Raw genomic sequence first — 23,048 nt, 5'->3', positions numbered from 1 at the left:
GAGCACCATGTCCACCTATCCGGCGTGGGCCGCCGGCCAGAGAATCACCGGCGCAGGCCTGCGCGCCTCGTTGCCCGAGTTCATCACCAAGACCACCGACGAGTCGGTCACCAACTCGACCGTGTTGCAGGCCGACGACCACCTGCAGGCCGCCGTCGAGGCGGGCGCCACCTACACGTTCGAGCTGCAGCTGTTCATGGGCGCCGGCGACAGCAACGGGGACGTGAAGTTCGGCTGGGACCTCCCCGCCGGCAGCACGCTGCACTTCGCCGGCACCGGCGCCCACACCGTCGCCATCACCACCGGAACCAACGGACCCGTCGAGTTCTTCGCGATCCGCAACGCGACCGCCGCCAGCGTCCTCGGCTTCGGCATCTCCTCGGGCGCCAACACCTGGGTGAAGCTCGAGGGGATCGTCACCGTGACGACCGCCGGCCTGCTGCGCCTCATGTGGGCCCAGAACGTTGCCACCGCCACCGCGACCCGTGTTCTCGCCGGGTCGTGGATGGAACTCCGCCGCCGCGCCTGACCCACATCCCGATCCCAACCGCCCCCGCGCTACTCCGGTCGGGGGCACTTTCATGTGCCAGGAGGCACCCGTGCGTGATGAGTTCGTCGCCCTACTCACCAGCGAGGAGGGCTACCACGAGGGTCGCGACAGCGGCGGCTCGTGGAACAACGTCCAGAAGTTCTCCCCGGCGGTGCCGGGCCTCGAGTGGTCGCAGGGGCAGGCGTGGTGCGCAACGTTCACCGCCTGGGGCGCCACGCAGACCGAGGGTATGGCCGAGCGCTGGCCGCTCACCGCGTCGTGCGCGACGGCCGTGGACTGGTGGCAGCAGCAGGGCCGCTGGACCGAGTACCCGGTGCTCGGCGGCCCCTTCTACCTGGGCAGCCACGGCCAGGACCACGTCGGCGTGGTCGTCGCCTACGACCAGGACACGATCTGGACGATCGAGGGCAACACCAACTCCGGGGGCTCGCCGCAGGGCGACGGGGTGTACGCCCGACAGCGCCCGCGTCAGGGCCCCGGGTCGCCGTACGGGTACGGCGTGCCCGACTATCCGGAGGGGACGGTCAGCGCGGACCCGGCGCTGGGCGGCGTCCCGTCCGCCCGCGTCGGTACGCCGTCCGCTTCGGTCGAGCCCGCTCCCGCCCCCGCGCCGGACCCGACTCCGGCCCGCTACCAGACCACGATCAACGGGCTGGCGTACGGCTACGGTGCTCAGGGTCCCCAGGTGACCGCCGTAGGCGAGGCGCTGGTCTCGCATGGCTTCGGTAGCTACTACCAGGTCGGGCCTGGGCCCGACTGGACGGATGCCGACACGGGGAACTACGCGGACTACCAGCGCTCCCTCGGCTACGGCGGTGCGGACGCGGACGGCGTTCCGGGCGAGGCCTCGCTCCGGGAGCTCATCGGCTACCTGCCCGGCGGCGCGCCTGCGTTCCCCGGTCGGGAGTGCTTCGGCCCGGGGCAGAACAACGACTACGTCCGCCAGCTCGGCGAGCAGCTGGTCGCGAAGGGCTACGGCGGCGCCTACCGGATCGGCCCCGGCCCGCAGTGGAGCGAAGCCGACCGGCGGGCCGTCCAGGCGTTCCAGCAGGCCCAGGGTTGGACGGGTGCGGACGCCGATGGCTACCCCGGCCCGGAGACCTGGCGCCGACTCTTCGCCTGACCTCGCACCAGATCGGACACCACCATGACCAAGCTCCTCGTCGACCTCGCCGAACGCACCGCCGCCACCTACCTGGAGGCCGTCATAGGCCTGCTCCTGGTCGGCGGGGTCACCGGCCTGTCCAGCGTCCAGTCGGCCGCCATCGCAGCTGTACCGGCCGGCCTCGCCGTCATCAAGGGCGCGCTCGGCGTGTTCATCGGCCGCGCCGACACGGCCGCCCTGCTGCCCACCCGGATCGACCCGGCGAGCCGCCCGTGACCGCCTTTGCCGAGTCGACCGGCGTCGTCCAGGTCGACGCCCTGGCCGCCTGGGCCACCGCCCTCGGGACCGTGCTCGCCCTGCTCGCCGTCCTCTGGCGAACCGTTCGCCGGATGCACCGGGCCCTCGACGCCTGGTCCGAGGACTGGCAGGGCACGCCGGCGCGACCCGGAGTCCCCGCCCGGCCCGGCGTGATGGAGCGCCTGGCCAGCATCGAGCACGAGCTGGGCCGCAACAGCGGGACCTCGCTGCGGGACGCCGTCGACCGCATCGAGGGCGCCGTCAAGGAACTCCAGAACCGGTGAACGGCTGAACACCACGCCCCCGCCCTGGCTGCGAGCCAGGGCGGGGGCGATTCGGCGCTTCAGGGGTCAGTCTGTTGCCGCCGTCACCGGCGGATGGCTGTAATCGAGCTAAGGGGCCCGGTTACAGTCCGCCCGCCAGGTTCCTCGAACGAGAACCCGGGGGTGCTCACCTCGGTGGCGAGGAGGTGGTCCATCAACTCGTTGTCGGTCAGCAGCCGGTAGCTGCCGATCGTGAACGTTCCGGTGTTCACGGTGTACCACTGGCCGTCCTGGAGCAGGACCTGGGTGACGGACTTGGGGGAAACGGAGATATCGGTCATTTTAGCCTTTCAAGGGCACATGCGGAGAATGCGGACGCTAGGCCGGACGCCTGGAGAGCGGGGAGTTGCGGCTTCCTGGGGCCGCGCCAAGAGGGGGCGCGCGTGAATCAGCGCACCCGGACGCTCGACGGCTCTACCTCCGCAGCCACCCATGACCGGAACGGTTGGTGCGCAGCGGGCAGCGAGGCCTGACCCGAGGTCAAGTCGACCCTAGTGGCTGACGCTGGATCCGCTCAAACCGATTCCGTAACCCCCGCTGGTAGTACGCGGAGCACCCGTGTTGCGGCTGGCGCGGCGGGCGCCAGGCGTCTCCGGCAGGCGATGCGCCACTGGCCTCCGGGGGAGTTGGGCGCATCGCCGCGTTCGAGGTTCAGTACGTCGGGCAGATGCTCGCCCGGACGACGACGAGGATCTTCGCAGCCTTCTCGGCGCCGAACCCGTCCGGGTGCTTGGGCGAGGTGAAGCGCTTGTTCGTCAAGTCGACCAGCTTCGCCGTGTCCTTCGAGAACTCGGCCACCGAGGAGCACTGATCACGACCGCGCGACACCGCGCGGTCCGGCTTGTCGCCGACGATCTCCGGGTCGATCGCGGTGAGCGCCGCGATGTACTTGGCCGTCGTGGCAGCGTCCGGCTTCGGCGGCAGACCGCCCGGCCCGGTACCCGCCGGCGCGGGCGCGGCCGCCGTGGTTCCGGCCGGTGCCGGCTCCTGGGCGGCCGCCGGTGCCGACGTCGGCTGAGCACCTGCCGTGCTGCTCGCCGACGCGGCCGCCTTCGTGCTGTCACTGCTCGTACTGGAACAGGCCGTCAGGCCCGCGGCCAACAGGCCGACCGCGAGGGCCGCGGTGGCAGTACGGATACGCATGGTCCCCCCCTGGGGCGTCGTGTAGTGTCCGCTGACGCTACCGGGGCTGTGCGCCTGTGAAGCAGTTCGTGGCCGACCTGTGACCCTTGTTTCCGGCTGATAGGTATGGCGCACGATCCGACGACCGAGTTCGTGGTGGCCACCACCCGCGACGATCAGGTGCGGAAGTCGCGCCAGATCTGATTCGACGTCAACGCCGCTTGCCGAAACGATCTGTGGGCGGGCGCATTCGGGGGTACGGTCCCGTGCACACGGGTTCAAGGCGTGCACGGGATGGGGACCAGCATGGCACCTCCGGACGGAATCAGCATCGGCCAGCGGATCGCGGCCTACGAGGATGTGAGGGGTTTGAGCCACCGGCAGCTCGCCGACCGCGCTCACGTCTCGTACAGCCTGCTCACGAAGGTGGTGTCGGGGCACAAGCCGGCGACGCCGGAGTTCGTGGCAGCGGTCGCCAGGGCCTTGGGAGTTGAACCGGGCGACCTTCAGCCGCCCTCGTACAGTGACGGAATGGCCGATGACCCACTGGTCCCGCTGATGGGGCCGATCCGTTCGACGCTCGACCTGTACGACCTGCCGCCGCAGGACGCTGTGCGCCCGCGGGCTCTGCCGGCGCTTCGGGCTGCGGTGCGGCAGGTGAACGCGCTGGCCCAGGCCGCGAAGTACAAGCCGATGGTGGCGATGCTGCCGGGGCTCCTGGTCGAGCTGCACACGGCCGCGCACGAGTTCACCGGCGAGCAGCAGCGCCAGGCGTGGGGTCTGCTGTCGGAGGCCTACCGGTGCGGGCACTCGGTCGGGATCGCGATCGGGCTGAGCGACCTGTCGGCGACGGCGCTGGCCCGGATGGACTGGGCCGCTCAGCGGGCCGGCGACCGGGCGCCCGCGCTTCGGGCCGCCCGCGAGTACCTGCGGGTCACCGCCTACCTGCGCGTCGGCGACCTGGAAGCGTGCCGGCGCCTCCAGGAGTCCGGCCGGGGCCACCTGGAGGGCACCGATGCGAAGACGCCGAGTGCGCTGGTAACCACGGGTCAGCTTCACCTCGGCTCCGCGGTGGTCGCCGCCCGCTCCCGGCAGACGGACGTGATGAAGCACCACCTGGACGAGGCCCAGAAGGTCGCCGCCAAGACCGGCGAACAGCCCGACCTGTCGCTGCACTTCGGCCCCACGAACGTGCAGGTCCACCGGGTGATGACGCTGGTGGAGGCCGGCGAGCACGACCAGGCGGTAGCCGCCGCGAAGGGCCTGCGGTTCCCGGCCGGGTGGGCGCCGACCAGGATCGGGCACCACCACATCGACCTCGCCCGCGCCTACCGATGGATGGCCAAGCCCGAAGCTGCGCTTGATCAGCTGGACGCCGCGTTCGCGGTCGCGCCCGAGCAGGTCTCCCGGCACCCGCTTGCCCGCGAAACAGTGACCGCCCTGTCACGCTCCGCTAGCCGCCGGAGTGTACGGCTGTCAACCTGGATCACGCGAACGGGCATCTGACGATCTTTCACTTCTGGTGAAATTCAGGGCCTTACATCAGCGGCATCGTGGTGCTCAGCCCCCCGAGAGGCGAATCCCCGGGGCATGAGCCCGGTCCGGACCCGTAGGCGGTCCGGACCGGTGCTTCCACCACACCGCTGATCCCCTGGAGCCCGTGATGGCCGCTACCCGCCGCCCGCCGCACCCCGCCCCGATGCCGTCCGGGCCGCGCAGATCCGCCCGGGAGCGCCTGCGACGGAGCACCCTGGCCACCGCGGCGGCCGGCTGGGCCGACTTCCACCCGGCCGCCGACCCCCGGATGCTTCCGGCCTCGTGAGCACGGCGACCGCCCCGGCGACCGTCACCGAGAAGCCGTCTCTCGCCCACCTGCCCTACCGGCCCGAGTCGGCCTCAGCGGCCCGCCGCCTGGTCCGCGACAAGCTGGCCGAGTGGGGCATGGACGAGCTGATCGACGACGCTCAGCTGATCGCCTCCGAGCTCGCGGGCAACGCGGCCAAGACCGGCTGCCAGCTTCGGATGACGGTCGAGATCACCCGGATCACCGCCAGGACGGTGCGGATCGAGGTCACGGACGGCAGCCGAATCACGCCGGTCCTGATGGACGCCGGGCGGGATGACGAGGGCGGGCGGGGACTGGCTCTCGTGCACAAGCTCACCCGAGGCCAGTGGGGAGTCACCCCGATCACGCTCGGCAAGACCGTGCATGCGGACCTGCGGATGCGAGGTACGGCATGACCGGCCAGCACCGCGGCCAGCACCGCGACACGGTCCACCCCGTGGTCAAGGCCCTTTTCGTGCTCGGGCACCTCACCGTGATCGGCCTGCTGGGCATCACCGTGCACAACCAGGAGACCTCCCACAGCACCTTCGTGGCCACCGCCCCGGACAGCGACCCGCCCGACACCACCTGAGCCCCCGCCAACCCGGAGTTCCCCGGCTCCGGGCGGGCGGGCCCGGGGGCGCCGGCCGCCGACGACACCGGTCGGCGCCCCCTTCCACGCACCTCGGCACCACACACCACGGACCGAGAGGGATGAGATGACCATCACCCAGCACACCACCGCACACGACGCCTCCGACCGGCTGCACGGCCGCCCGGCTGTCCGCAGCTTCCTCGAGGGCCCCGAGCTGACGGCGGCCGACCTGAGCATGGTCCTGCTGGTCCGCGAGGCCGGCGAGGACGCCGATCGGCCGATGCCGACCGTCACCGTCGCCGAGATCCCCAAGACCGTGCGGGACCTGGCCGCCGCCGGCATCCGCTCGGTGAAGGTGTTCGCCAGCAGCCTCAAGCGCGACCAGCAGGCCACCGGGGCGGTCGCGCCGGACAGCCTGATGGTCCGGGCGATCCACGCCGTCAAGGACACCGAGGCCGGCATGGCCGTGATGACGGAGAACTGCCTGTGCGGTCACACCGACACCGGCGAGTGCCACTTGACCGTGGGCGGACGGGTCGACCTCGGCGCGACGGCGGAGCTGATCGCGGCCCAGGCCGTCATCCAGGCCGGTGCCGGCGCCGACATCGTGGGCCCGGCCGCGATGACCCGGGGCACCACCTGGGCCGTGCGCCAGGCCCTGGACGAGGCCGGTCACCGGGACGTGGCGACCATGCCGCACCTGATCTTCGACTCTGCCCTCTACGAGGGCTACCGGACCACCATGGGGGCCACCCCGGCTTCGGGTGCCCGCCGTCCGTTCCAGATCAGCCCCCGCAGCCCGGAGACCGCCGTGGACACCGGCCTGGCGTTCCTCGGCGAGGGTGCGGACATGCTGCTGCTGGAGCCCGGGATGCTGTCGGTGGACATCCTCACGGCCCTCAAGCGCCGTACCCAGGCGCCGCTGATGCCGTTCTCCGTCTCCGGCGAGTACCTGCGCCTGGCGCCGCTCGACGCGGCCAGCGGGAAGCGGGACTTCCGTCCGCTGGCGGAGCTGTTCACCATGCTCAAGCGGGCCGGGGCCGAGCGGGTCATCACCTACGCGGCCCTGGACCTGGCCCGCTTGCGCGCCTAAACGGTGGCGGTCGGCCGGATCGCGGCGAGGATGTCCTCCGCGCCCTGGTCCAGCAGTAGCCCGGCCACCTGCACGCCCAGCTTCTCCGGCTCGCTCAGCGGGCCGGAGAGGCGGGCCTCCACCTGACGGTTGCCGTCCACGGAGGTGACCTGGGCATGCAGGGTCAGCACGTCGCCCTCGGCCTTGCCGTAGGCGCCGATCGGCACCGAGCACCCGCCGTGAAGCTCGGCGAGCATCGCCCGCTCGGCCCGCACCTCCGCGTCCACGACCGGGTCGCCGGCGGTGGAGAGGATCTCGCGGGCCAGGTCGTTGTCCTCGCGGATCTGGATTCCCAGGGCGCCCTGGCCGGGCGACGGGGGGAACTGCTCGACCGGCAGGACCTCGCTGATCGCGTCGTCCAGCCCGAGGCGCTTGAGTCCGGCCGCCGCCAGCACGACGGCGTCCAGGTTCATCGTCTTGAGCTTGTTCAGCCTCGGCGGGACGTTGCCGCGGATCGGCACCGGCACCAGGTCCGGGCGAACGTGCAGAAGCTGGGCGATCCGGCGGGCCGCCCCGGTGCCGATCCTGGCGCCCTGTGGCAGGCCGGCCAGCCTCGATCCGCACAGCGCGTCCCGCACGTCCTCCCGGCCGGGCGGGGGCAGCAAGATCAGGCCGGGCGGATTGGCGGTCGGCAGGTCCTTGAGGCTGTGCACGATCACGTCGACCTCACCCGCGACGAGGGCGGCCTCCTGGTTCGTCGAGAACGCCGACCCACCGGAGCGGGCGGAGACCTGCGACAGGGCCGTCCTGCGGTCCTGGTCACCGCCTTCCAGGATCACCTGGTGGCGGAAGACCACGTCGGGGAAGCGCTCCCGCAGCGGCGCCAGGAACTCCCGTACCTGGGCTCGCGCCAGGTGACTGGCCCGCGACCCCACCACCAGTGTGCTCATACGCCAACTCCCAGCATCTGACGAGATGTTGACCGCATGCTACTCGCCTCGAACACGCCCGGTTTCCGACGTTATGTCGGAAACCTTGGAAGGAGCCTTTCGTGCTGGACACCACCCGGACCATCCGCATCGGAGCCCGCACCTCCCCGATGTCGCTGGCCCAGGTCGCCCAGGTCACCTCCGACCTGCGCGACCGCTACCCGGACGCCCAGGTCGAGCTCGTGCCGTTCACCGCGGCCGGCGATCTCGAACCTGGCCGACAGGCTGAGCTGCACGACAAGGGCGCCTTCACCGGCGAGATCGAACAGGCCCTGCTGACCGGCGTTTGCGACATGGCCGTGCACTGCATGAAGGACGTGGCCGGCTTCCCGCTGAACGTCCCGGGGACCGTCTTCGCCGCCCACCCCGCCCGCGCCGACATCCGAGACGCCCTGATCCACCCCGGCGGCCTGACCCTCGACCAGCTGCCGCCCGGCACCCGCGTGGGCACTTCCGCCGTCCGCCGGATCGCCCAGCTCGCCGCCAGCCACCCCCACCTTGAACTCGTCCCGAGCCGGGGAACCGCGAACCTGCGGCTGGCCGCCCTCAAGGCCGGCAAGGTCGACGCCCTGGTCCTCGCGGCCTCCGGGCTGGAGCGCATCGGCGAGCAGCACCACATCAGCGAGGTGCTGTCCGTCGAGCAGATGTGCCCGCCGCTCGGCGCCGCCGTCCTCGGCCTCCAGTGCCGGGCCGACGACCCGGAGATGATCGCCCTGCTCGCCCCGCTCGGCGACCGCCTCACCACGCGCGAGATCACCGCCGAGCGGGCTGTGCTGAACCTCCTTCGTGGGCACTGCAACAGCCCGATCGCTGGATACGCCCGCGCGTTCAAGGACGGCCGCCTCGCCCTGCGGGCCATGGTCTTCACCCCGGACGGCGCGACCGTGCTCACCGCCAGCCGCACCAGCGACCACCTCACCCCCCAGGCCCTCGGCGAAGACGTCGCCGAAGCGCTGATCCGTGACGGCGCCCGCGATCTGATCGACGCCATCGCCCGCTGACCCGGAGGCCCGGAAATCCGCGCCCGTTGCGGACGCCAGTACGGCGAGGCCGGCCATCGCGTTCCGACGACGGACCGTAACCGCAGGACGCCCCCGGGAGGATGCTCACGGGGGCGGTTCTGGCGTTCTGGACCATGATCATCGGTGCTGACCTGTCAGCACCGGACGTCATCGAACGCGTTCGATAGTCATCGAGCGTCATCTCATATGTCCAGCTTTGCGCGTCTTTGGCGCATCGCCGCAGGTCACGGCTTTGCAAAATTAAAGTTCGAGTCTCCTATGCTCCACAGCACGCGATGAGCGGCTGAACCGGAAACCTCCGGGTCAGCCGCTCTCGTCGTTCCGGGGCCGGGCCGGGGCCGGGCCGGTCACTCGGGCTTCGGCGGCTCCTCGCCGTCCGGCTCCGGGGCGGCGGCCTCCGCGCCGGCCCCGGACTCCGAGGCACCGTTCACCGGGGCGGTGGCGGCGTGCGCGCCGGCCGGGCGGGGTGCCTGCGGGGCCGGCGGTTCGACCAGCCACTCCGGGTTGCTGTGCCGGCGCCACCACTGCCAGGCCACCAGGCCGCAGACCGCGAGCACCCCCGCCACGGCGAATCCGGCGGCCCGGCTGCGGCCGCACTGCGGCCGGCGGGCGTTGCGGGCGGCCAGGTCGCTGATCTCGGCGGAGCTGACGTGGCCCTGCAGGGCGGTCAGTGCGGCGGCGCCCCGGCTCTGCGCCTCGTGGGCGACCGGGGCGACGGCGGCCCGGGCGTCCTCGACGGCCTGCAGGACCCGGGGCGCCACCGTGGTGCGCGCCTGGTCCGCGGCGCGGCCGGCGGACAGCCGGGCCGCCAGGGCGGCCTCCTGGGCCCGGTGGAAGGCCTTCAGGGCGTTCTGCTGGGCCTCCGGCGGCAGCCCGGCGAAGGCGTGGCCGAGCTGTGGGGCGAGGTGCTTGCCGTACTGGACACGGAGGGCGTGGGCGGCCTGGCCGGCCTTCGGCCCGAGGGCGTCCAGGGCGGGGCCGAGGCGCTGCCTGGCGTCGTCCGCGAACTGGGCGGCGGTGTCCCTGGTCCTGGTGGCCGTCTCGCGGGCCGTGTGCGTGAGCGTCACGGGATCCTCTCCTCCTGGGTGGCGTCCTTTATGCACATATCCACCTGAATGCTGATCATGCATCCAGATTTGTCCACCGGCACTCCGGAGTGGTCCGTACGCGACGGCCGAAGCCCGCCCGGGGGCCGGGCCGCCGCAGTAGGCTGGCCGCCCAGGCAGGGAAGGGGAACGGCTGATGCGTCCGGAGGATCGGACCCCGGCGACCGGCCCGGAGGCCGCGCTGCCCCGGTGCCACCGGCACCCGGAGACGGCGACCGGCGTCTCCTGCACCCGCTGCGAGCGCCCGGTCTGCCCGAAGTGCATGGTCCCGGCCGCGGTGGGCTTCCAGTGCCCGGAGTGCGTCGGCGCGGGGCACGCCGGCGCCCGGCGGGCGACGACCCGGTTCGGCGGGGCGCCGACCGCGGACGGCGCGCTGGTCACCAAGCTGCTGATCGGGGTCAACCTGGCGGTCTGGGTGCTGGCCGCGTACGTGCTGAATCCGAAGCTGGGGCAGGTCTGGTCGCTGTACAGCGTCGGGGCGCTGCGCGGCGGCCCGGAGGGCATCGCGGAGGGCCCGGACCAGTGGTACCGGCTGTTGACCGCCACCTTCCTGCACCTGGAGTGGTGGCACATCGGCACCAACATGCTGGCCCTGCTGATCCTCGGCCCGGCGCTGGAGCAGGCGCTCGGCCGGCTGCGCTTCCTGGCGCTCTACCTGCTCGCGGGCCTCGGCGGCAGCGTCTTCGCCTTCCTGGTGGACGGCGACTGGCTGGGCTCGCTGGGGGCCTCCGGTGCGATCTTCGGCCTGATCGGCGCCCAGGTCGTGCTGCAGCTGCGGACCAGGGGGCCGCTCGGCCCGGTGCTGGCGCTGCTGGTCTTCAACGCGGTGGTCACCTTCTCCCGCACGGACATCATCGACTGGCGGGCGCACCTCGGCGGGCTGCTGATGGGCGCGCTGGTGGCGTTCGGTCTGATGTACGCCCCGCGCGAGCGCCGGGGCCTGGTCCAGGGGCTGGCACTGGCGGGGGCGCTGGCCGTGGAGGCCGGGATGCTGCTGACCGGGATGGGCCTGTACGGCGGGTGACGCCCGGACGGTTGTCCACAGCGGGTGCGGGGTTGTGCACAGGCTGTGCGTCGACCGGGCTGTGGACTGCTGTTCTACGCGTGTCCAGCTGTGCGATTCTCAGGCGCACCGGCGGTTGTGCACGGCTGGGGAAAGCCGCGACCGGGAAAGTTATCCACAGGCTGGGGAGACTTTTCCCCAGTGTGGATAACCATGTGGATAAACGTGATGGTGTGACGATGAGAAAAGCGCACCGGATTCCCGGCCGCGCTCGGGCACGACGAACCGCCGCTCCGGGTAGGGCCGTTCCGAAGCGGCGGTGCGGGCTCCGCGGAGCCTCAGTGCGGGGGGAGCGTCACTTCCACTGGGTGGAGACGCCGAAGCCGGCGGCGATGAAGCCGAAGCCGACCAGGATGTTCCAGTTGCGCCAGCCCTCGACCGGGTACGAACCGCTGGTCACGTAGTAGGTGACGATCCACACCAGGCCGATCAGGAACAGCGCCAGCATCAGCGGCGCTACCCAGCCGCGGCCCGAGCTGATCTTCACCGCGGTCGTCGTCGCCGGCGGGGTGTAGTCGGACTTCTTGCGGAGTCGAGACTTCGGCACGAGGGGATCTCCTGTCGATGCGCTGTGAGACCGCGCAGAGGTGCAGCGGGTGAGTCGGTCGCCGGGGGCCGCGGGAGCGGGTCCTGGGGACCGTTCCCGCACACGCCACCGGCGTCCGTTAGCGTAGTGGCTCGGCGGGTCCCGAGGAGATAAGGGTACGGTGACTAATTTGTCGATTCCCCCTGGACCGGCCGGTACCCGCCGCTCCGGCATCCGAAATGTCGGACGTGCCCTGACCTGCGCCGTCTTCGCGCTCGCCGGTCTGCTCTTCTACGTCAGCGCGCAGACCGCCCGCGGCACCGACCTGCGCACCGACAACTCCCTCCTCAGCCTCGGCGACGTGATCCGCCAGCGCAGCTCGCAGAACCAGCAGGCGCAGGCCCAGCTGGCCGACCTCCAGGCCCGGGCGCAGGACCTCACCGACCAGCAGGCCCACAGCCCCGCCGACACCGCCCAGCTGGACGGCCTGCGGCTCGGCGCGGCCATGGAGCCGCTGCAGGGCGCGGGCCTGACCGTCACCCTCAACGACGCCCCGCCGAACGCCACCGCGCGCATCCCCGGCGTCGCCGAGCCCAACGTCAACGACCTGGTCATCCACCAGCAGGACATCCAGGCCGTGGTCAACGCGATGTGGCGCGGCGGCGCCGAGGGCGTCCAGGTGATGGACCAGCGGCTGATCTCCACCAGCGCCGTCCGCTGCGTCGGCAACACCCTGCTGCTCCAGGGCCGGGTCTACTCGCCCCCGTACGTGATCAAGGCGGTCGGGAGGACGGACGCGCTGAGCGCCGCCGTCGAGGCCGACCCGACGATCCGCAAGTACCTCCAGTACGTCCAGGCCTACGGGCTGGGCTGGAAGGTCCAGGAGAACGGCGAGCTCACCCTTCCCGGGTACTCCGGCACCACCGAGCTGCGCTCGACGGGTGGCCAGCCGTAACGGACCGGCCTCGCGGCTGTTGATCCCGGGTCTACTCTTGACCCCAGTCCGCTACCTCGAGGGAGCAGCATGTACGCCTTCATCTGGCGCCACCTGCCGGGGAACACCCTGGTCCGGGCGGTCATTTCGCTGCTCCTGATCCTGGGGATCGTCTACCTCCTCTTCACCTACGTCTTCCCGTGGGCGGAACCGCTGCTCCCCTTCGGCGACGTCACAGTGGACGGCGGCGACGGCGCCGCGGCCGGCTGAACCGGCGGGCCCCGCACTTCCACCCAGCACCGCATCCCACGGAGACCACGCGCGCATGACCACCCAGTCGACCCCGCCCCGCATCCTGGTGGTGGACAACTACGACAGCTTCGTCTTCAACCTGGTCCAGTACCTGTACCAGCTCGGCGCCACCTGCGAGGTCGTGCGCAACGACGAGGTGACCGTCGACCACGCCGTCCGCCGCGCGGGGGAGGAGGGCTTCGACGGCGTGCTGCTCTCGCCCGGCCCCGGGTCGCCGGAGGAGGCGGGCGTCTGCATCGAGATGGTCCACCACTGCGCCCGGATCGGGCTGCCGGTGTTCGGCGTCTGCCTCGGCCTGCAGTCGATCGCGGTCGCGTACGGCGCGGTGGTCGGCCGAGCGCCGGAGCTGCTGCACGGCAAGACCTCGCTGGTCGAGCACGAGGACGGCGGGGTGTTCGCCGGCCTGCCCTCGCCGCTGACCGCGACCCGCTACCACTCGCTGGCGGTCGACCCGGCCACCGTGCCGGACGAGCTGCTGGTCACCGCCCGGACCGTCGAGAGCGGTGTGATCATGGGCCTGAGGCACCGTGAACTGCCCGTCGAGGGCGTGCAGTTCCACCCCGAGTCGGTGCTCACCGAGGGCGGCCACCGGATGCTCGCCAACTGGCTCGCGGACTGCGGCGACGCCCGCGCCGTCGAGCGGTCGGCCGGGCTCGCCCCGGTGATCGGCCGGGGCTGAGCGGCGTGACCGCGCTGCGTCCGGAGGGGCGTTACCAGCCGGAGGCGGACGCGTACGGCGCCGCCCCGGTGCACGGCGGTGCGCAGCACGGGCAGCACGGCCGCAACGAGTACGACCGGCACCAGTACGACCAGCACCAGTACGCGCAGGACCCGTACGGCCGGCACCAGGACGCGCAGGACCCGTACGGCGCGCAGCCGGCCGGGACGGCGGCGACCGAGGACGCCTGGGGGGTGTACGAGCAGGCCGAGCAGCCCGCCGAGGGCGGCCCCGAGTACCCCTGGCTGCCCGACCACACCCTCCAGCTGCGGCTGCCGGCGGAGAGCGCCGAGCCCGCCGTCGAGCCGGCCCCGCCCACCGGCGGCCGGGCCGAGCGCAGACGGGCCGCCCAGGGCCGCACCGCCGTGCGCTCGGGCGGCGGGCGGCGCCGGGCGCGCGGGCGCGCCGCGGGGCGGGCGCGGCCCAAGGAGTCGGTGGTCGTGGTGGCCGCCCGGTTCGTCGGCGAGCTGTGCATCACGCTCGGCCTGGTGATGCTGCTGTTCGTCGCGTACCAGCTCTGGTGGACGAACGTGCAGGCGGACGAGGCCGCGAGCAGCGCCCGCGACCAGCTGGAGCAGCAGTTCGACGCGGCCCAGGGCCCCGCCGCGCCGGGGCAGCCGGCGCCGGACCCGAACAAGCCCGAGGTGTTCGCCCCGGGCAAGGGCTTCGCCATCATCTACCTGCCCAAACTGGGGCTCAAGTTCCCGATCGCGGAAGGGACTTCGAAGTCCGCGGTGCTCGACAACGGGCTGGTCGGGCACTACACCGGCACCGCGATGCCGGCCGACAAGGCGGGCAACTTCGCGCTGGCCGCGCACCGCAACACCCACGGCGAGCCGTTCCGGTACATCAACAAGCTCGAAAAGGGCGACAAGGTCGTGGTGGAGACCGCGAACGCCTACTACACCTACGAGATCACCAGCGGCATCCCGGAGACCTCCCCCAGCAACGTCAGCGTGATCAAGCCGGTGCCGAACGGTTCCGGGTACACCGGCCCCGGCCGGTACATCACGTTGACCACCTGCACACCGGAGTTCACCTCCAAGTTCCGTCTCATCGTCTTTGGGAAGATGATCGACGAACGGCCGCGCAGCCAGGGCAAGCCGGCCGCGATCACGGGCGGGTAGCCGCTCGGCCGCTCGGGACGAGGGGGAGGACCGCTGATGCAGGACGACGGGACCGCGGAACCGGCCGGCGCGGGCCGGGAGGCCTTCCCCCCGCCCGAGGAGGCGCCGCGGCCCGCCCGGCGGCGCGGCCTGGCGCTGGCCGCGCTCGGCGTGTTCGGCGAACTGCTGATCACCCTGGGCCTGGTCCTCGGCCTGTTCGTGACCTACTCGCTGTGGTGGACCAACGTGCAGGCCGACCGCTCGGCCTCGGCCGCCTCGGACCGGCTGCGTGACGCCTGGGCGAGCCCGGGCGGCGGCTCGTCGGCCACCCCCGGGGCGACGCCCTCCCCGGGCGGGCCGCCGCGGTTCGCGGCCGGGGACGACGTCGGCTTCCTGCACGTCCCGGCGATGGGCGACGGCTACCAGGTGCTGATCCGGATGGGCACCTCCACCGAGGTGCTGGACGAGGGCGTCGCGGGCGTCTACGAGCAGCCGTACAAGGCCGCGATGCCCTGGGACCCGAGCGGCAACTTCGCGCTGGCCGCGCACCGGGACGGCCACGGCGCCAAGTTCCACGACCTGGACGCCGTCCACAAGGGCGACTCGATCGTCGTCGAGACCAAGGACAAGTGGTACGTCTACAAGGTCGACAGCACGCTGTCGGAGACGTCCAAGTACGACACCGGCATCGTCGCGCCCGTCCCGGCCCGCTCCGGCTACGCCGCGCCCGGCCGGTACATCACCCTGACCACCTGCACGCCGGTCTACACCTCGCGGTACCGGATGGCCGTCTGGGGCAGCCTGGTGCGGGTGGACGACGTGGACGCCAAGCGCACCCCGCCGCCCGAGCTGCGGCACTCCTGAGCGGTCGCGGACCGCGGGAACGCCCGAGGGCCCGTCGCGACGGTCGCGACGGGCCCTCGGGCGTTCCCGGTCACCGGTCCCCCCTCAGAAGAAAGGGAAGAAGGGCTTAGGGGTTTCCTTTGGTGGGCGGGAAGGGGTCCCCCCCTTTGGCCGGATCGGCCGGGCGGGTGACCAGCTGCACCTGGGAGTTCGGGTCCATCTGGGTGCCGGCCGGGGGGTTGCTCTGCACGATCACCGCGTTCGGGTCCTGCGGGCCGGCGACCACGGTGTACAGCAGGCCGACCTTGGCCAGCGCGGCGGCGGCGTCCGACAGCTTCTGGTTCTGCAGCGGCGGGACCTGGGGCTTGTCCTGCGCCTTGTAGATCGTCAGGCTGATCTTGGTGCCGGCCGCGGCCTTGGTGTTCGGCGCGACCGACTGCGAGGCGACGGTGTTGACCTTGGTCTGGTCGGTGGTCGGCGTGGTCTTCGACGCGTCCACCTGGAAGCCCTGGCCCTGGAGCTGGTTGACCGCGTCGTCCTTCTGCGAGCCGACCACGTTCGGCACGGTCTGCTTGGCCTTGCCCTGCGAGATGGTCAGCTTGATCGGGGCGCTCGGGTCGGCGTTGGAACCGGCCGCCGGGTCCTGGGCGGTGACGGTGTCCTGCGCGGCGTTGTCGTCGTCCTTGTACTCGGTGGTGACGTTGGTGAAGCCGGCGTCACTCAGGGCCTTCGTGGCCTGGTCCTTGGGCTTGCCGGTGACCGTCGGGACCTGGGTCTTGGCCGGGCCGGAGGACAGCTGCACCGTGATGGCGGTGTTCTCGGCGACCTGGGTGCCGGCCGTCGGGTTCTGGGTGCAGACCTGGTCCTTCTTGACGTTGGCGTCCGGGCAGGCGACCTTCTCGCCCTCCGTCACCGTCAGCTTGGAGCCGGCCGCCGTGGCGGCGGTCCTGGCGTCCGCGAGGCTCTTGCCGACCAGGTTCGGCGCGGCGACCTTCGCGGCGTCCTTCTTGCCGTCGTTGCTGAACATCGCCTGGGCGACGAAGAAGGTGCCGACCAGGACGAGCACGGCGGCGACCGCCAGCACGATCCAGGAGGTGTTGCTCTTCTTCGGCTGGTCCGCGCCGCGGCGGCCGGCGCGGCCCCCGTCGTCGTAGCCGTCGTTGCCGCCGCCCGGGCCGCCCGCGTAGGTCTGGCCGTAGCCGTCGTCCTGGTAGCCGCCCGGCTGGCCGTAGCCGCCCTGGCCGGAGGCCTGCGGCAGCACGGTGGTCGGGCCGCCGCCGGGCTGCTGCGGCAGCACGTTGGTCTGGCCGTACGGGTCGTGCTGCTGCGGGTAGCCGTTCTGGTCGTAGCCGTAGCCCATGCCGTACGCGGCGGCCTGCTGGGCGGCGGCCACCGGCAGGCCGTCGAGGAAGCGCTCGATGTCGTCGCGCATCTCGTCGGCGCTCTGGTAGCGGTAGTCGCGGTCCTTGGCGAGCGCCTTGAGCACGATCGCGTCGACCTCGGGGCGCACCTCGGGGTCGAAGACGGACGGCGGCTGCGGCTCCTCCCGGACGTGCTGGTAGGCCACCGCGACCGGGGAGTCGCCGACGAACGGCGGGCGGACGGTCAGCAGCTCGTAGAGCAGGCAGCCGGTGGAGTACAGGTCGGAGCGGGCGTCGACCTGGTCGCCGCGGGCCTGCTCGGGGGAGAGGTACTGGGCGGTGCCGATGACGGCCGAGGTCTGCGTCATGGTCATCCCGGTGTCGCCCATCGCGCGGGCGATGCCGAAGTCCATGACCTTGACGTTGCCCTGCCGGGTCAGCATCACGTTGGCCGGCTTGATGTCGCGGTGCACGATGCCGGCCCGGTGCGAGTACTCCAGGGCCTGCAGGATGCCGATGGTCATCTCCAGCGCCCGCTCGGGCAGCAGCCGGCGGCCGGAGTGCAGCAGCTCGCGCAGGGTCGACCCCTCGACGTACTCCATCACGATGTACGGGATGGAGATGCCGTCGATGTAGTCCTCGCCGGTGTCGTACACGGCGACGATCGCGGGGTGGTTGAGCGATGCCGCCGACTGTGCCTCGCGGCGGAAGCGGGCTTGGAACGACGGGTCACGGGCCATGTCGGCCCGGAGCGTCTTCACTGCGACGGAGCGGCCGAGTCGGGTGTCATGGGCGAGGTACACCTCGGCCATGCCGCCGCGCCCGAGGACGCCGCCGAGCTCGTACCTGCCGCCGAGGCGACGAGGCTCTTCCATAGTTCCGGCCCTCTCCCTCACCCGCCGGTGAGGTTGTGACGTAGGTGTCCCCGCACGCTCTGGGTGACGCCGCGCGGCACTCGGCCGGTTCTCCGGCCGGGCCGTGCGCCGCCTCGCGGGCGGCAACGGGCACACCCGCTGCTGGCGGATACGCTACCGGTCGCACCACGTCCAACCGGAGTCGGCGGTCGGCCGATATCAGACCGGTATCCGGACGGGCCTTCCGATCGTGACATTCCCCTCACTCCCGACACCGGCGGTCACTTGCCGAGCGCGGACTGCATCACCGCCTTGGCGATCGGGGCGGCGAGCCGCCCGCCGCTGATGCCGTCGCGGTTGTCGGAGCCGTCCTCGACCACCACGGCGACCGCGACCGACTGGCCGTCCGTGGTCTTGGCCCAGGAGACGAACCAGGCGAACGGCAGACCGGCGTTGTTCTCGCCGTGCTGGGCGGTGCCGGTCTTGCCGCCGACCTGCAGGCCGGGGATCTGGGCGTTCTTGCCGGTGCCGTTCTGCACCACCGAGACCATCAGGTCCTGCATCTTGGACGCGGTGGCCGGGCTCATGGCCTGGGAGAACTGCTTCTCGCTGTGCTTGGAGATGGTGGTCAGCGAGGCCGAGCGCTCGGAGTCGACCAGGTAGGGCTGCATCAGGCTGCCGTTGTTGGCGATCGCGGCGGCGACCATGGCCATCTGCAGCGGGGTGGCCCGGGTGTCGTGCTGGCCGATCGAGTCCATCGCGGTGCCGTCCGCGCCGGCGCTGCTCGGGAAGACGCTCTTCTCGGCCCGGACCGGGGTGTCGACGGTGCTGTTGAAGCCGAACTTCTCGGCCTGCGCCCGCATCTTCTCCTTGCCCAGGTCCGCGCCGATCTTGGCGTAGACGGTGTTGCAGGACTGGTCCATTGCGGACTTCAGCGTGGCGTTCTCGCAGCGCTCGTTCGGGCTCTCGTTCTTCAGCTGGGTCTGGGTGCCCGGCAGGACGTACGGGTCCGGGGTGTCGGTGGCGTCGTCGACGTTCTGGAACACGCCGTTCTCGAACGCGGCGGTCGCGGTGACCAGCTTGAACGTCGAGCCGGGCGGATAGGTGTACTTCAGCGCCCGGTTGTCCATCGGCTTGTTGGGGTCGGCGTTGAGCGCCTTCCAGGCGTCGCCGTCCTCGTTGCCCGCGATCGTCCCCGGGTCGTAGGACGGGGTGGAGACCAGCGCCAGGATCGCGCCGGTCTTCGGGTCGAGCGCGACCACCGCGCCCTTCTTGCCGGCCATCGCGTCGTAGGCGGCCTTCTGGACCTTGCCGTTGATGGTCGTGACGACGTCGCCGCCGCGCTTCTGCTCGCCGGTCAGCATGTCCAGGGTGTTGCGGAAGAACAGCCGGTCGTCGGTGCCGGAGAGGACGCCGTCCTCCAGGTTCTCCAGCCCGTTGGAGCCGTAGGCCTGGGAGGAGTAGCCGGTCACCGGGGCCCACATCGGGCCGTCGACCCAGGAGCGCTTGTACTTGTAGCGCAGGCCGTTCACGAAGTCCGACTTCGTCACCGGCTGGCCGCTGACGATGATGTTGCCGCGCGGGTGGGCGTAACGGTCGTAGATCGCGCGCTTGTTGTTCTTGTTGCTCGCCCAGGAGTCGGCCTGGACGCCCTGCACCCAGTTGGTGCGCACCATCAGGGCGAGGATCAGGACCAGGCAGAAGATCGAGACCCGGCGGATCGGCTTGTTCATCGGACGGGTCCTCCCTGGCCCTCGGTGACGGGGGCCGGCTCGGCCCCGGGGCGGCGGGCGCTGTCGCTGATCTTCAGCAGGATCGCGACCAGCGCCCAGTTGGCGACCACGGACGACCCGCCCTGCGCCAGGAACGGCATGGTCATACCGGTCAGCGGGATCAGCCCGGTGACCCCGCCGGCCACGACGAAGACCTGCAGGGCCATCGCCGAGGCCAGGCCGACCGCGAACAGCTTGCCGAACGGGTCGCGGGCGGCGAGCGCGGTGCGCAGACCGCGCTGCACCAGCAGCCCGTACAGCAGGAAGATCGCCATCAGGCCGGTGAGTCCCAGCTCCTCGCCGAAGGAGCCCAGGATGAAGTCGCTCTTGGCGGCGAAGTTGATCAGCCAGGAGCGGCCCTGGCCGAGGCCGGAGCCGGTCACCCCGCCGGAGCCGAGGGCCATCAGCGACTGGCCGATCTGCTCGGTGGCGCCCTTCGGCGGGTGGGCGCCGAAGGCGGCCATCGGGTCGAGCCAGGCGTTGATGCGGATCTTCACGTGGCTGGTGGTCATCGCCACCGCGACCGCGCCGCCGATCGACATCAGCAGGCCGAACAGGATCCAGCTGGTCCGCTCGGTGGCGACGTAGAGCATCACCACGAACAGGCCGAAGAACAGGAAGGACGTGCCGAGGTCGTTCTCGAAGACCAGGATCAGCAGGCTGAGCAGCCAGATCACCACGATCGGGCCGAGGTCGCGGCCGCGCGGCAGGTACAGGCCCATGAAGCGGCGGCTGGCCAGCGCCAGGGCGTCCCGCTTGACCATCAGGTAGCCGGCGAAGAAGACGGTCAGGACGATCTTGGCGAACTCGCCGGGCTGGATGGAGAAGCCGCCCAGCCGGATCCAGATCTTGGCGCCGAAGTCCTCCGCCCGGGCCGGGAAGAAGGCCGGCGCGGCGAGCAGGACCAGCGCCGCCACCATCGAGATGTAGGTGTAGCGCTGCAGCACCCGGTGGTCCTTCAGGAAGACCATGACGGCGATGAACAGTGCCACCCCGAGGGCCGACCACATCAACTGGTTGCGGGCCGCCGGGAAGTTGGCGCTGAGCAGCTTCCCGGCCTTGTCCAGCCGCCAGATCATCACCACGCCGAGCCCGTTCAGCAGGGTGGCGATGGGCAGCATCAGCGGGTCCGCGTACGGCGCGAAGCGGCGCACCAGCAGGTGCGCGACCAGCGCCAGCGCGCCCATGCCGAGCCCGTAGCCGAGCATGCCGGCGGGCAGCGCGGCGTCCATCGCGAGGCCGACGTTGGCGTACGCGAGCATCGGCAGCAGGACGGCGAAGACCAGCAGCGCCAGCTCCGTGTTGCGCCGGTTCGGCGTGCCCTGCGGCGAGATGGTGGTGGTGGTCCGGCGCCGGGGGGCGGCCCGGCCGGCCGCTGCCCGGCGCCGGCCGGTGTTCTCGCTCAGGTGGTAGCTGCTCACGTGGTGACCGCTCCCTGACGGCCGGCGGGCCCGCTGCGCGGCCCGGGTCGGTTCGCGGACGTCACGGCTTCGGGCAGGACTTGGCCTTGGTCAGCTCGTCGTCGCTCAGCTGCGGCTGCTGCTGGGGCTGCGGCTGGGCCTCGGTCGGCGCGGTGGTGGCCGGCGGGGCCGTGCTCGGCGCCGGGGCACCGGTGGCGCCCGGGGCCGACGTGCCCGGGTTGGGGGCGGCCGAGGGGGTGCGGGACTTGTTCTCGCCGGACGGGGGCGTGGCGGTCACGAACGAGGCGTGGGCGGCCTGCGTCGGGGTGCCCTGCGCAGTCGGGGCGCCCTGCGGGGCCTGGCCCTGCGCCGGCGCCTTGGAGGCCTTCTCGCAGAGCTGCACCCAGGTCTTGAGGTCCTGGACGGTGTTCTTGGCGCTGTCCAGGCTGTCGAAGGAGATGGTGCTGTTCACGTGGTCGCGCTCGTTCTGCGGCAGCCAGGAGAGCTTGATGTCGCCGTACGACTCGTGCAGCGAGTGCAGGTTCAGGCCGGCCAGGTTCTGGTTGATGCCCTGGTAGACCGCGACGTGGTCGCCGTCCTCGCCGATGTAGTACTGGTCCTGGGTCCACTGGTAGCCGAAGTACCCGGCGCCGCCGAGCAGGCCGAGGGTGACCAGGACGGCCAGCGAGACGGTCAGGCCGCGGCGCTTGCGCTTCGGCGGGCGCTCCTCGTCGAACTCCTCGGCGCCGTACACCGGGGGCTCGGACAGGTCCTGCTCGCCGTACTCGCCCTCGTAGCCGGCGGCGGGCCCGAAGTCGCCCTGCGGGGGGCCGTAGGCGCCGTCGTAGCCCTCGGCCGGGCCGAAGGCGCCCTGCGGGTTGCGCCCGAGGCCGGCCGCCCGGCCGGCCGGGGTGTCGGCGATCGAGCGGTCGGTGGCGGCCGAGGACGGCGGGGTGTCGGCCACCGCGCCGACCACCACCGGGACGTCGTTGAACTGGCCGCTCATGGTGTCGGTGGCGCCGACGTCGATGACGTCCGCGACGATGCAGGTGATGTTGTCCGGGCCGCCGCCGCGCAGGGCGAGCTGGATCAGCTCCTGCACGGTCTGCTCGGGCGAGTAGTAGCTGCCCAGGGTGTCCTGGAGGGTCTGGTGGCTGACCGGGCCGGACAGGCCGTCCGAGCAGATCAGGTAGCGGTCGCCGGCCCGGACCTCGCGGATCGACAGGTCGGGCTCGACCTGGCCGCGGCCGTCCAGGGCCCGCATCAGCAGCGAGCGCTGGGGGTGGGTCTCGGCCTCCTCGGGCGTGATCCGGCCCTCGTCGACCAGGCGCTGCACCCAGGTGTGGTCCTGGGTGATCTGCGCCAGCGAACCGTCGCGCAGCAGGTAGGCGCGGGAGTCGCCGACGTGCACCAGGCCCATCCGCTGGCCCGTCCACAGCATGGCGGTGAGCGTGCAGCCCATGCCCTCCAGCTGGGGGTCCTCCTCGACCATCTGCCGGAGGCGGTCGTTGGCGCCCTGGACGGCGTCGCCCAGCAGGGTCAGCAGGTCGGCGCCCGGCACGTCCTCGTCCAGGCGGACGATCGAGCCGAGCACCTCGGAGGACGCGACCTCGCCGGCCGCGGCGCCGCCCATGCCGTCGGCCACGGCCAGCAGCCGCGGCCCGGCGTAGCCGGAGTCCTCGTTCCCCTCCCGGATCAGTCCCTTGTGGGAGCCGGCGGCGAAGCGCAGCACCAGGGTCATGCGACCTGTGCCCCCCTCTGGGTCATGGACGGGATGCTTGCCCTCATGCGCTACTACTTCCGCAGTTCGATGACGGTCCTGCCGATACGGATCGGCGTGCCCGGCTGGAGCGGGGTCGGCGCCGTCAGGCGCTGCCGGTCCAGATAGGTGCCGTTGGTGGAGCCTAGATCCTCGACCGTCCACTGCCCAGTCTGATCCTGGTAGATCCTGGCATGCCGGGAGGACGCGTAGTCGTCGTCCAGCACGATGGTGGAGTCGTGCGCGCGGCCGAGCGTGATGGTCTGGCCCTGCAGCGCGACGGTGGTGCCGGCCAGCGAACCGGCGACCACGACCAGCTGGGTGGGGCCGCCGCGGCGCCGGCCGCCGCCCTGCGGCTGGCCGCCGGCGGGGCCGCCGGCCGGGGGCTGGGGTC

General features: G+C 71.8%; 26 protein-coding genes. 16 read left to right on the top strand and 10 right to left on the bottom strand.

The features are described from left to right. Positions 1 to 7 precede the first annotated feature (7 nt). The 4 genes from VM95_RS19720 to VM95_RS19705 all read left to right on the top strand — a co-directional run bounded on the left by VM95_RS19720 (position 8) and on the right by VM95_RS19705 (position 2,236). Positions 8 to 529, top strand: a complete 522-nt coding sequence (locus tag VM95_RS19720; RefSeq protein WP_045698639.1) for a hypothetical protein — start codon at positions 8 to 10, stop codon at positions 527 to 529. A gap of 70 nt (positions 530 to 599) precedes the next feature. Next, entirely contained in the window at positions 600 to 1,673 is a 1,074-nt protein-coding gene (locus tag VM95_RS19715) for a peptidoglycan-binding protein (protein WP_208615487.1), read from the top strand. A 24-nt stretch (positions 1,674 to 1,697) separates the two neighbouring features. After that, the gene (locus VM95_RS19710) at positions 1,698 to 1,931 is read left to right on the top strand and encodes a hypothetical protein (RefSeq protein ID WP_045698635.1); all 234 of its coding nucleotides are present in this window, start codon (positions 1,698 to 1,700) and stop codon (positions 1,929 to 1,931) included. Continuing rightward, positions 1,928 to 2,236, top strand: coding sequence for a hypothetical protein (locus VM95_RS19705; protein ID WP_045698633.1), 309 nt, complete (start codon positions 1,928 to 1,930; stop codon positions 2,234 to 2,236). The genes VM95_RS19710 and VM95_RS19705 overlap by 4 nt, the downstream gene beginning before the upstream one ends. An 83-nt stretch (positions 2,237 to 2,319) precedes the next feature. Here VM95_RS19705 and VM95_RS19700 read toward each other — a convergent pair whose 3' ends face one another. After that, on the bottom strand, positions 2,320 to 2,556 hold the full coding sequence (locus VM95_RS19700) for a hypothetical protein (protein WP_045698631.1): 237 nt from the start codon (positions 2,554 to 2,556) through the stop codon (positions 2,320 to 2,322). A gap of 370 nt (positions 2,557 to 2,926) precedes the next feature. Next, the gene (locus tag VM95_RS19695) at positions 2,927 to 3,418 is read right to left on the bottom strand and encodes a hypothetical protein (protein ID WP_078860190.1); all 492 of its coding nucleotides are present in this window, start codon (positions 3,416 to 3,418) and stop codon (positions 2,927 to 2,929) included. Positions 3,419 to 3,691: 273 nt separating this feature from the next. Here VM95_RS19695 and VM95_RS19690 point away from each other — a divergent pair, with 273 nt between their 5' ends. The 5 genes from VM95_RS19690 (at position 3,692) to VM95_RS19675 (ending at position 6,910) form a co-directional block, all read left to right on the top strand. Then, positions 3,692 to 4,903 carry a helix-turn-helix domain-containing protein gene (locus VM95_RS19690; RefSeq protein ID WP_157882153.1) on the top strand — a complete coding sequence of 404 codons (1,212 nt, stop codon included), beginning with the start codon at positions 3,692 to 3,694 and terminating at the stop codon, positions 4,901 to 4,903. A 157-nt stretch (positions 4,904 to 5,060) separates the two neighbouring features. Then, positions 5,061 to 5,219, top strand: a complete 159-nt coding sequence (locus VM95_RS42655) for a hypothetical protein (RefSeq protein ID WP_157882152.1) — start codon at positions 5,061 to 5,063, stop codon at positions 5,217 to 5,219. Beyond that, positions 5,216 to 5,638, top strand: a complete 423-nt coding sequence (locus tag VM95_RS19685) for an ATP-binding protein (RefSeq protein WP_045698629.1) — start codon at positions 5,216 to 5,218, stop codon at positions 5,636 to 5,638. Before VM95_RS42655 ends, VM95_RS19685 begins: the two co-directional genes overlap by 4 nt. Further along, positions 5,635 to 5,814 carry a hypothetical protein gene (locus VM95_RS19680; RefSeq protein WP_045698627.1) on the top strand — a complete coding sequence of 60 codons (180 nt, stop codon included), beginning with the start codon at positions 5,635 to 5,637 and terminating at the stop codon, positions 5,812 to 5,814. Before VM95_RS19685 ends, VM95_RS19680 begins: the two co-directional genes overlap by 4 nt. A 127-nt stretch (positions 5,815 to 5,941) precedes the next feature. Continuing rightward, entirely contained in the window at positions 5,942 to 6,910 is a 969-nt protein-coding gene (locus tag VM95_RS19675; RefSeq protein WP_052707453.1) for a hypothetical protein, read from the top strand. Here the strand turns inward: VM95_RS19675 and hemC (VM95_RS19665) are convergent. Beyond that, positions 6,907 to 7,839: a hydroxymethylbilane synthase gene (hemC, locus tag VM95_RS19665; protein ID WP_045698621.1), complete on the bottom strand. Its 933-nt coding sequence runs from the start codon at positions 7,837 to 7,839 to the stop codon at positions 6,907 to 6,909. The two genes, VM95_RS19675 and hemC (VM95_RS19665), sit on opposite strands and share 4 nt — an antisense overlap. 104 nt (positions 7,840 to 7,943) lie before the next feature. On the opposite strand from hemC (VM95_RS19665), the gene hemC (VM95_RS19660) reads away from it, so the two are divergent. Further along, entirely contained in the window at positions 7,944 to 8,879 is a 936-nt protein-coding gene (gene hemC / locus VM95_RS19660; RefSeq protein WP_425265331.1) for a hydroxymethylbilane synthase, read from the top strand. Positions 8,880 to 9,247: 368 nt separating this feature from the next. Here the strand turns inward: hemC (VM95_RS19660) and VM95_RS19655 are convergent, their stop codons facing one another. Beyond that, complete coding sequence (locus VM95_RS19655; protein ID WP_045698619.1) at positions 9,248 to 9,967, bottom strand: DUF5324 family protein; 720 nt, start codon at positions 9,965 to 9,967, stop codon at positions 9,248 to 9,250. Between the two features lie 175 nt (positions 9,968 to 10,142). Here VM95_RS19655 and VM95_RS19650 point away from each other — a divergent pair, with 175 nt between their 5' ends. After that, positions 10,143 to 11,030 (top strand): rhomboid family intramembrane serine protease, encoded by an 888-nt coding sequence (locus VM95_RS19650; RefSeq protein WP_045698617.1) that lies wholly within the window; start codon positions 10,143 to 10,145, stop codon positions 11,028 to 11,030. Between the two features lie 334 nt (positions 11,031 to 11,364). Here VM95_RS19650 and crgA read toward each other — a convergent pair whose 3' ends face one another. Then, positions 11,365 to 11,616 carry a cell division protein CrgA gene (gene crgA / locus VM95_RS19645; protein ID WP_045698615.1) on the bottom strand — a complete coding sequence of 84 codons (252 nt, stop codon included), beginning with the start codon at positions 11,614 to 11,616 and terminating at the stop codon, positions 11,365 to 11,367. A 169-nt stretch (positions 11,617 to 11,785) separates the two neighbouring features. Between crgA and VM95_RS19640 the strand changes: the two genes are divergently transcribed. The 5 genes from VM95_RS19640 to VM95_RS19620 all read left to right on the top strand — a co-directional run bounded on the left by VM95_RS19640 (position 11,786) and on the right by VM95_RS19620 (position 15,529). Continuing rightward, positions 11,786 to 12,550, top strand: coding sequence for a DUF881 domain-containing protein (locus VM95_RS19640; protein WP_244178853.1), 765 nt, complete (start codon positions 11,786 to 11,788; stop codon positions 12,548 to 12,550). Between the two features lie 69 nt (positions 12,551 to 12,619). Further along, complete coding sequence (locus VM95_RS19635; protein ID WP_045698613.1) at positions 12,620 to 12,799, top strand: hypothetical protein; 180 nt, start codon at positions 12,620 to 12,622, stop codon at positions 12,797 to 12,799. Positions 12,800 to 12,854: 55 nt separating this feature from the next. Next, positions 12,855 to 13,520 carry an aminodeoxychorismate/anthranilate synthase component II gene (locus tag VM95_RS19630; protein ID WP_045698611.1) on the top strand — a complete coding sequence of 222 codons (666 nt, stop codon included), beginning with the start codon at positions 12,855 to 12,857 and terminating at the stop codon, positions 13,518 to 13,520. A gap of 5 nt (positions 13,521 to 13,525) precedes the next feature. Next, on the top strand, positions 13,526 to 14,686 hold the full coding sequence (locus VM95_RS19625; RefSeq protein ID WP_052707452.1) for a class E sortase: 1,161 nt from the start codon (positions 13,526 to 13,528) through the stop codon (positions 14,684 to 14,686). Between the two features lie 36 nt (positions 14,687 to 14,722). Then, entirely contained in the window at positions 14,723 to 15,529 is an 807-nt protein-coding gene (locus VM95_RS19620; protein WP_052706658.1) for a class E sortase, read from the top strand. A gap of 106 nt (positions 15,530 to 15,635) precedes the next feature. Here the strand turns inward: VM95_RS19620 and pknB are convergent, their stop codons facing one another. From pknB to VM95_RS19595, 5 genes are all read right to left on the bottom strand, one after another. Continuing rightward, a complete protein-coding gene (gene pknB, locus VM95_RS19615) occupies positions 15,636 to 17,744 on the bottom strand; it encodes a Stk1 family PASTA domain-containing Ser/Thr kinase (RefSeq protein WP_045698609.1) in 2,109 nt (702 codons plus the stop codon). A gap of 260 nt (positions 17,745 to 18,004) precedes the next feature. Further along, the gene (locus VM95_RS19610) at positions 18,005 to 19,456 is read right to left on the bottom strand and encodes a peptidoglycan D,D-transpeptidase FtsI family protein (protein ID WP_045698607.1); all 1,452 of its coding nucleotides are present in this window, start codon (positions 19,454 to 19,456) and stop codon (positions 18,005 to 18,007) included. Further along, the gene (locus tag VM95_RS19605; protein ID WP_045698708.1) at positions 19,453 to 20,829 is read right to left on the bottom strand and encodes an FtsW/RodA/SpoVE family cell cycle protein; all 1,377 of its coding nucleotides are present in this window, start codon (positions 20,827 to 20,829) and stop codon (positions 19,453 to 19,455) included. Before VM95_RS19605 ends, VM95_RS19610 begins: the two co-directional genes overlap by 4 nt. Before the next feature lie 148 nt (positions 20,830 to 20,977). Further along, entirely contained in the window at positions 20,978 to 22,636 is a 1,659-nt protein-coding gene (locus VM95_RS19600; RefSeq protein ID WP_052707451.1) for a PP2C family protein-serine/threonine phosphatase, read from the bottom strand. Positions 22,637 to 22,689: 53 nt separating this feature from the next. After that, the coding region (locus VM95_RS19595) for an FHA domain-containing protein FhaB/FipA (RefSeq protein ID WP_045698605.1) at positions 22,690 to 23,048 on the bottom strand (359 nt) is incomplete at its 5' end.

Origin of the sequence: Streptomyces rubellomurinus (assembly GCF_000961885.1) — a bacterium.
In the GTDB taxonomy this organism is placed as follows: domain Bacteria; phylum Actinomycetota; class Actinomycetes; order Streptomycetales; family Streptomycetaceae; genus Kitasatospora; species Kitasatospora rubellomurina.
The sequence above is the reverse complement of the archived record's forward strand: the minus strand, read 5'-3'. Positions and strand labels throughout refer to the sequence as shown.

Coding starts and splice junctions, on each gene's coding strand:
- VM95_RS19600 (WP_052707451.1), bottom strand. CDS start 22,636: ATGACCCTGGTGCTGCGCTTCGCCGCCGGCTCCCACAAGGGACTGATC.
- VM95_RS19690 (WP_157882153.1), top strand. CDS start 3,692: ATGGGGACCAGCATGGCACCTCCGGACGGAATCAGCATCGGCCAGCGG.
- VM95_RS19695 (WP_078860190.1), bottom strand. CDS start 3,418: ATGCGTATCCGTACTGCCACCGCGGCCCTCGCGGTCGGCCTGTTGGCC.
- VM95_RS19710 (WP_045698635.1), top strand. CDS start 1,698: ATGACCAAGCTCCTCGTCGACCTCGCCGAACGCACCGCCGCCACCTAC.
- VM95_RS19720 (WP_045698639.1), top strand. CDS start 8: ATGTCCACCTATCCGGCGTGGGCCGCCGGCCAGAGAATCACCGGCGCA.
- hemC (WP_045698621.1), bottom strand. CDS start 7,839: ATGAGCACACTGGTGGTGGGGTCGCGGGCCAGTCACCTGGCGCGAGCC.
- VM95_RS42655 (WP_157882152.1), top strand. CDS start 5,061: ATGGCCGCTACCCGCCGCCCGCCGCACCCCGCCCCGATGCCGTCCGGG.
- VM95_RS19610 (WP_045698607.1), bottom strand. CDS start 19,456: ATGAACAAGCCGATCCGCCGGGTCTCGATCTTCTGCCTGGTCCTGATC.
- VM95_RS19680 (WP_045698627.1), top strand. CDS start 5,635: ATGACCGGCCAGCACCGCGGCCAGCACCGCGACACGGTCCACCCCGTG.
- VM95_RS19620 (WP_052706658.1), top strand. CDS start 14,723: ATGCAGGACGACGGGACCGCGGAACCGGCCGGCGCGGGCCGGGAGGCC.
- VM95_RS19650 (WP_045698617.1), top strand. CDS start 10,143: ATGCGTCCGGAGGATCGGACCCCGGCGACCGGCCCGGAGGCCGCGCTG.
- pknB (WP_045698609.1), bottom strand. CDS start 17,744: ATGGAAGAGCCTCGTCGCCTCGGCGGCAGGTACGAGCTCGGCGGCGTC.
- VM95_RS19635 (WP_045698613.1), top strand. CDS start 12,620: ATGTACGCCTTCATCTGGCGCCACCTGCCGGGGAACACCCTGGTCCGG.
- VM95_RS19700 (WP_045698631.1), bottom strand. CDS start 2,556: ATGACCGATATCTCCGTTTCCCCCAAGTCCGTCACCCAGGTCCTGCTC.
- VM95_RS19630 (WP_045698611.1), top strand. CDS start 12,855: ATGACCACCCAGTCGACCCCGCCCCGCATCCTGGTGGTGGACAACTAC.
- VM95_RS19675 (WP_052707453.1), top strand. CDS start 5,942: ATGACCATCACCCAGCACACCACCGCACACGACGCCTCCGACCGGCTG.